This window comes from Frankia sp. RB5 (assembly GCF_059816245.1).
In genome coordinates, this window is the sequence record NZ_JCBATA010000120.1 from 1 (window position 1) to 6,830 (window position 6,830).

At 68.6% G+C, this 6,830-nt stretch carries 8 protein-coding genes; 5 read left to right on the top strand and 3 right to left on the bottom strand.

The genetic code is table 11. The features are described 5' to 3' along the window. The first annotated feature begins 433 nt into the window (after positions 1-433). Both AC6EXY_RS32785 and AC6EXY_RS32790 read left to right on the top strand, forming a co-directional pair. Positions 434-1,108: a response regulator transcription factor gene (locus AC6EXY_RS32785; RefSeq protein WP_101833472.1), complete on the top strand. Its 675-nt coding sequence runs from the start codon at positions 434-436 to the stop codon at positions 1,106-1,108. An 82-nt stretch (positions 1,109-1,190) separates the two neighbouring features. Then, positions 1,191-2,480, top strand: coding sequence for a sensor histidine kinase (locus tag AC6EXY_RS32790; RefSeq protein WP_243407861.1), 1,290 nt, complete (start codon positions 1,191-1,193; stop codon positions 2,478-2,480). A 65-nt stretch (positions 2,481-2,545) separates the two neighbouring features. On the opposite strand, the gene AC6EXY_RS32795 is transcribed toward AC6EXY_RS32790, so the two are convergent. Then, complete coding sequence (locus tag AC6EXY_RS32795; RefSeq protein ID WP_207770453.1) at positions 2,546-2,734, bottom strand: hypothetical protein; 189 nt, start codon at positions 2,732-2,734, stop codon at positions 2,546-2,548. Between the two features lie 550 nt (positions 2,735-3,284). On the opposite strand from AC6EXY_RS32795, the gene AC6EXY_RS32800 reads away from it, so the two are divergent. From AC6EXY_RS32800 to AC6EXY_RS32810, 3 genes are all read left to right on the top strand, one after another. Further along, the gene (locus tag AC6EXY_RS32800; RefSeq protein ID WP_101833471.1) at positions 3,285-4,175 is read left to right on the top strand and encodes a COG4705 family protein; all 891 of its coding nucleotides are present in this window, start codon (positions 3,285-3,287) and stop codon (positions 4,173-4,175) included. A gap of 79 nt (positions 4,176-4,254) precedes the next feature. Beyond that, on the top strand, positions 4,255-4,539 hold the full coding sequence (locus AC6EXY_RS32805; RefSeq protein WP_101833470.1) for a response regulator: 285 nt from the start codon (positions 4,255-4,257) through the stop codon (positions 4,537-4,539). Positions 4,540-4,747: 208 nt separating this feature from the next. Next, on the top strand, positions 4,748-6,115 hold the full coding sequence (locus AC6EXY_RS32810; RefSeq protein WP_243407860.1) for an AbrB family transcriptional regulator: 1,368 nt from the start codon (positions 4,748-4,750) through the stop codon (positions 6,113-6,115). A 71-nt stretch (positions 6,116-6,186) separates the two neighbouring features. Here the strand turns inward: AC6EXY_RS32810 and AC6EXY_RS32815 are convergent, their stop codons facing one another. Both AC6EXY_RS32815 and AC6EXY_RS32820 read right to left on the bottom strand, forming a co-directional pair. Further along, the gene (locus AC6EXY_RS32815; protein WP_423748128.1) at positions 6,187-6,495 is read right to left on the bottom strand and encodes a YbaB/EbfC family nucleoid-associated protein; all 309 of its coding nucleotides are present in this window, start codon (positions 6,493-6,495) and stop codon (positions 6,187-6,189) included. Positions 6,496-6,584: 89 nt separating this feature from the next. After that, positions 6,585-6,830: DUF4142 domain-containing protein (locus AC6EXY_RS32820; RefSeq protein ID WP_499818968.1), on the bottom strand; the 246-nt coding region annotated here is incomplete at its 5' end.

Sequence of the window (6,830 nt, forward strand, 5' to 3'; positions counted from 1 at the left end):
GGAAGACGGTGTGATCGCCGAAGGGCAGCTCGGCGGTGTATGTGAAACTCATGCGGGACGCGGGGTCTTTCGGTGAAGTGATCTGTGGAAGGACTACTTCCTACCGGGACCCCGCGTCGTCTCGTCTGCCGGCCCGAAGCCACCCGCCGGATCCTCACAGCCCGTGACCGTCACCCAGCGCGACGACTCGTTGCCGGGAAAGGGTCAATGACTCTCGGTGGGCCGGCGCGACGAAGATGGCCGAGCTGGCCATGGCCGCGCGCACCTTCCGTCCGCGATGCGGCTCCGATGACCGCGGCCCACCTCCCCGGCCGGCGCTCGCCATCCGGCCTGCTCGGCGGGCATGCCGATACTGGCGTCAAGGTTGCGTGCAGGTTCTGCTTGTCACCATCCGGACCGGACATGAAGGGTCGCAGTACTGACGGAGGAAGCGATGATCACGATCGGGGTCTGCGAGGACCAGGAGTCCATCCGGACGATCCTGGTCCGAGGGCTACGCCAGGCTGGCTACGAGGTCGTCGTCGCCCACGATGGCCGCGAGGCGCTCCGCCAGTTCAGCCCGGACAACAACATCAGCGTGATCATCATGGACATCGGCCTGCCGGACGCCGACGGCCGCGATGTCGTCCAGGCGCTCAAGTCGGCCGGGCAGCATGCTCCCGTCCTCTTCCTGACCGCGCTCGAGGCGACGCACGAGCATCTCGCTGGCTTCGCCGCCGGCGCGGACGATTACGTCACCAAGCCGTTCGAGCTCAAGGTGCTTCTGGCACGCCTCGAGGTTCTGGCACGCCGTGGACCTGCCAGCGCCCTCAGCGCCGGCGGCCTTGTCCTCGACCCGATCACGCACTCGGCCCGGACCGCGGCGGGACAGGTTCGTCTCAGCCCCACCGAGTTCCGCATACTGGCGGCGATCACCGCTCGGCCGCACGAAGTGGTGCGCAGAAGGAGCGTCATCGCCGCGGCGTGGCCCGACGGAGCGATCATCAGCGACAACACCGTCGACTCCTTCATCCGCCGCCTGCGCAGCAAGCTCGAGTCGATCGACTCGCCGACTGGCATCGAGACGATTCGAGCCGTCGGATTCACGATGACGAGGAAGGAGGGCTAGGCCAACGGTGGCGAACTGGGCCTCACGGGTCGTGACCTGGCGGCGGGAGTGGCGCGACCGGCTGAGTCTGCGGGTACAGCTCGTGACGATCACGGCCATCCTCGCCAGCGCCGTCGCCGCCGGTCTGGTGATCGTCGTCCAGATCTCCCTCGCCGGCGCCGCGAAAAGCACCACCGAGCGGGTGCTGAACGACCACGGCAACGCTCTGGTAAGCAGCATCCGCGCGCCATCACCCGACAGTGCCCTGAACGTGCCGCAATCCCAGCTCGGCCCTGGCGTCGCGGTCTATGACAAGGCGGGGGCACGCGTCGCCGGAACCGTTCCGCCGTCGATGCAGGAGGACTTCAAGGAACTTTCCGTAACCACCAGGATGCGTACCATCGAAGGTGGTGAACACTTCGCCATCATGGCCCTGCCGTTCACGACGTCGTCGCAGGTGCAGGGGGTGGTGGTCCTCACTGAGCCCCTCGCTCCCTACGAGCGGAACGAGCAGGCAGCGATGGTGGTCTCCATCGTCGCCGGCGCACTGCTCGTCCTCATGGCCGCCGGCTCGGCGGCGTGGATCAGCAGACGGGTGCTGAGCCCGGTCGAGCAGATGGCGCGTACGGCAGACGAGTGGAGCGAGCACGACCTTGAGCGCCGGTTCGCACTCGGAGCGCCGACCAACGAGATCCGCGCGCTCGGCAGCACCCTGGACGCGCTTCTGGACAAGGTCGCCTCCGTCATCAGAGCCGAGCAGCGTCTCACCTCGGAGCTGGCCCACGAGCTGCGGACGCCGCTGACCACCATCCACGGAGCCGCGGAGCTGCTCGCGCTACGCACCGATCTGGACAAGCAGGCGCGCGAGGACGTCGCGCTCATCAAGAATGCCAGCGCGTCGATGTCCAACACGATCAGTGTGCTGCTGGACCTTGCGCGCCGCCACAGCCAGGCGTTTCACAACGACCGTACGCAGCTGGACGATCTGGCGGTCGAACTCAGGGGCCTGTCAACGCCCGGCAGCCACCTGAACGTCGACCTGCCCCCGGCACTTTCGATCAACGTTCCCGAGGTACTCGCCATCCGCGCGCTCGCTCCCATCCTGGACAACGCGCTCAAGGTCTCCGATCGCGCCTGGGTCAGCGCGCGCGCCGACGGCCGAAGCGTCGCCCTGCTCGTGGCCGACAGCGGCCCCGGGGTGCCCGACCAGTGGGTGGACACGTTGTTCCAACCTGGCTGGAGCGGAAACGGGGGCTCTGGCCTCGGCCTCTCGCTCGCCCGGCGGGTGGCGCGCAGCGGCGGAGGCGACGTCTCGCTCGTCGAGCAGCACAACCAGTACGGCGGCGCCACCTTCGCCGTCACGTTCCCGGGCTGCCGCGCCGCCCGTGCCTAGCGCCAGCTCCACGGCCCGCGCGTCGCGCCGCCCGACGAGCAGCGGTTCGCCGGCGGGCGGGGCGGTCAGTCGGCCCCGCGGCGCGCGATCTCCCCGGGTTCCCGGCCCGCGACCAGCCAGCCGCCAGCCGCGGCGGCCAGGGGCATGCCGACGAGGAGCAGCAGCGGGTAGATCAGCGGGATCAGGCCGAACACGGCGAGGTCGTGCCGGCACACCGCCACCAGTCCAAGCCCCGCGCCCACGGTCCCGAGCACCGTCCCACTCGACCAGCCCGTCGCGCTCCAGCCGCGCCACCGTCGTGTACACCTGCCAGACGTTGAGCGGCCAGACCTCGCCCGTCCTCGCCTCGAATTCCTGGCGCAACTGGAGGCCTTACTTGGGGCCCTCGCTCGGCAGAGCCAACAGGGCATGTCGCACGCTCACGAGCCACCGCCCTTCACGGATCGCCTAATATCATACCCGGTATACTCGCAAGGTTCGAAACCCCCGCCGGCCGCGGAGGAGAGCCCAGCGACACCTGGCATGACACGCCCAGGGCACCTGAGACCGCCCTTGCGGCCACATGGCCTTCACATCTCGGCGCAGTAGCCTGCGGTCATGCGCGGGATATACGTGTTCACGGTGCCGTCAATACTGCAGCCGACCTGACGAGAACCTCACCGCAAGGGCGGGCACGGCCCGCCGCCGAAGGCGCATCCGTCAAGGCGTGACACCCACCGGAAAGACCGCGCGCGGCCGCCGCGACATGGGCTGCGCGCACCGCCAGGCGTTAGCTGAAAGCCCCGAAAAAGGACGAGGACATCGATGACACGATCAGCCAGAACCAGGGGGCGCCACGCTGTCACACGCCTCGCTCCCAAGGTTCCCGAGATCACCATCATGTTCTGGATCATCAAGGTCCTCACGACGGGGATGGGTGAGGCCGCGTCGGACTTCCTCGCCAACCGCAGTGTCCCGCTGGCGGGCGGGGTGGGCCTCGTCGGATTCATCGTGGCGATGTGGCTCCAGCTGCGCACCCGCCGCTATGTCACCGCCGTCTACTGGTTCGCGGTGGCGATGGTCGCGGTCTTCGGCACGATGGCGGCCGACGGCGTCCACCGTGTCCTGGGCGTCCCCTACCCGGCCACGACCGTGTTCTACGCCGCCGCACTCGCCGCGATCTTCTACCTGTGGCACCGCGACGAGCGGTCGCTGTCGATCCACAGCATCGTCACCCGACGGCGCGAGATCTACTACTGGTCCGCCGTTCTCGCCACCTTCGCCCTCGGCACGGCCGCCGGAGATCTCACCGCTTTCACCCTGCACCTGGGCTATCTCGCATCGATCGCATTCTTCGGTGTCGCGATCCTGATTCCCGCGGTCGCCTACCGGGTCCGAATCATGAATACGGTCGGAGCGTTCTGGTTCGCGTACGTGCTCACCCGGCCACTCGGCGCGTCGATCGCCGACTACCTCGGCAAGGAACCCGACAAGCACGGCCTCGGCTACGGCGACGGGACCGTCACCGTGGTCGCCACGGTGGTGATCCTGATCCTCGTCGGCTACGTCGCCTGGACCGGCACCGACGTCCAGCAACAGCCGGAGGACGGGGAACCAGGACCGCGGCCACACCAGGAGCGGGCCTCCGTACCCACCCAGTACGGCGCCCCCTACCGCGGCCCGGTGGGCCGGCCGGCGGAGCCGCCGGACCGATGACCGGCCGCCGGGCCCCTCGCCGCGACGGCCCGGCCCTGACCGCGGGAAGGACGAGAAGGCGCACCGTGGCCAGCTCCTGATGGTCGAGGACGACGTGACCATCGGTGCCGTCCACGAGACGGTTCTCCGCACACATCGCCACGACGTGACGCGCGCCGCAACCGGCTTCGAAGCGGTGCAAGCCATCAGGCAGGCCGCGTTCGATCTCGCCCTGCTTGATCCGCGGCTGCCGGACAGGGACGGCATCGAGGCCTGCCGGGACATCCGAGCCCGCCTTCCCGGCAGCCGACGCCTACGACACCGCCGTCAACCAGCTCATCCACCACGCCGGACTCGCAGCCTGACCCGCATGCCCAAAACTTGACTCATCCTTCGCGGCTTCGCCCGCCCAAGCCCTCTAGTCACCAACCAGCCACCCACCCGACCCTCAGCGCGGTGCCGCGGCCCACGCGGACTCTGACCGCCGCAGCCTGCATGTGGTCACAATCACACGGCGGCCCGCCGGGTCAGACCTACCTGGGTCCGGTCATAGCGGGCACTCCTACAACGCCACTGATGTTGAGCGACGGCCGGTGGTGAAGTTCGCCCCCGTACGCTGGTGGGCAACTTTCCACGACTTTCACCGTGATCGGATCGGCCTGTCGGCTAACACGGACATGAGAACAGAGGCGTATTCCATCAACATCGATTCGAGAACAGCGGCAAACGGTGGCACGGAATCAGCGATATTTCCGGGCCGCCCGATCGCCTTCCGTCGGGCACTTACCCGCGGCGCTGGCTGGATCCGTGTGCGTACGAAACCGACGTTGGGCTGGGTCGCACTGATCGCGAGTTGCTATCTGCTCAGCGAGACAGGTGAGTATCTGCGGATCCCGGCCGCGCAACTCGTCGTGTCCATGTTCGTCGGGGGCGCGCTCGCGCTCAGCGGCGTCGCGCGGCGGCGGATGCCGGCCAGGGTCGGTCGCGCCTCACAGGCGATCGTGGGTGTGCTGATGGGCTCCTACCTGGCCCCGTCGGCCCTCGGCGCGATCACCGGACGAGCGCTCCCCCTCGTCGGTGTGACTGTGGCATCCATTGCAATCTGCGTCGCGGTGGCCGCCGTGCTCACCCGCCGCACGCGGACGAACGGCGTGGACACCACCCTCGGGCTCATGCCGGGCGGCTCGGCCGCGATCGTCGCCTACGCGAAGGACATCGGCGCGGACTCTCGATTCGTCGCGTTCGCGCAGTATCTGCGGGTCGGTGTGGTCGCCCTGTCAGCGCCCTTGATCATAGTCGGCCTGGGCGGGAACCCGGGATCCTCCCATCCCGGACGGTTCCCCTCGTTCAGCCATCTTGTCGCCTCCTCCCACCAGGCGACCGGCCTAGCGATGCTGACCTCGACAGGCCTGCTCGGAGTCTGGCTGGCAAGGCGACTCAGGCTTCCCGCTCCGGCGCTCCTGGGACCGATGTTTCTCACCGCCGCGATCCTGTGGACGAACCTTACGGGAGGATTCGCGCCAGCCGGCTCGCTCCGGGACATCGCCTTCGTCCTGGTCGGGCTCGAGGTCGGGCTACGTTTCGATCTCGCCTCCGTCCGCCACCTGAGGAGCATGCTTCCCTACCTGCTCGCAGCGAGCGTGATGGTGTGCCTGGCCTGCGCCGGACTGGCTTGGGCACTGGCGGTGCTGGTCGGCATGCCCTTCATCGACTCATACTTGGCGACCACCCCGGGTGGGATCAACGCCGTCCTCGCGACGGCCGCCTCCAGCCACGCGAACCTGCCCGTCATCGCCGGCGTGCAGAGCATTCGCCTGCTCCTGGTCATCGGTCTCACCGCCCCCCTCATCCAGGCGGGAAACCGCTGGCGAGCCCTTCGAGCCAGACGAACGGCCATGCCGGTTGGGTCTGTCACATCGAGCGCAACGCGAGGAATGCCCAGCCCCCGGCTCCACTCCTGAAACCGGGGGCGCGGCTTCGCCTTGGGCGGATCGCCGTCCAGACTGGCCGCCGTGAGGCGCGGGCCGGCGAGCTAGGCACGGCGGAGCACATCTCCGAGCTGTACGAGGGTCTGCCGGCCGAGGAGCACGTGATAGCAGGTCTCGGTGTTGTCCGGGTCGACAGCCTGTGGGCTGATCTTCAGGTCGACCAGTTCGCCGCCGCCGTTCACGGTCGCGGTCACCAGGCCACCGCCCGCGCTGCCCTCGACCCGAGCCTCGGCGAGCTCCCGCTGCGCGTCGATCATCGCGGCCTGCATCTTCTGCGTCTGCTCGAAGAGCGCCCCGAAGCCTCCGGCCGCGTCGCCGCCGAGCCCGCCGATCGGCTCCCCGGGATTCGGCATGGCCATGGCCCTCAGTCGGTGGCGGGCGCATTCGCGTCCGCCACCGACTGAGGGCGCCTGTCTGTGGCAGCGGCTGAGCGCTGCCACAGTCAGTGGGTGGGTGGAAGTTCCGTCAGGGCTTGCTGGGCCAGCCTGAGATGGGTACGCAGGGTCGGTAGGTTGTGGCGGGCGAAGGCTTTGACGTCTGGGTTTGTCCCAGTCCGGGTCTCCTGGACCGTCGCGCCGATGACCTTGCGGTGATCGGCGATCTCGAAGGTGAGGAACTCGCGGTCGAACGCGATGCCGTGCAGCGATCCGAGCTTGCGCAGCTCGCGCTGCTGGTCGGCGGACAGCGT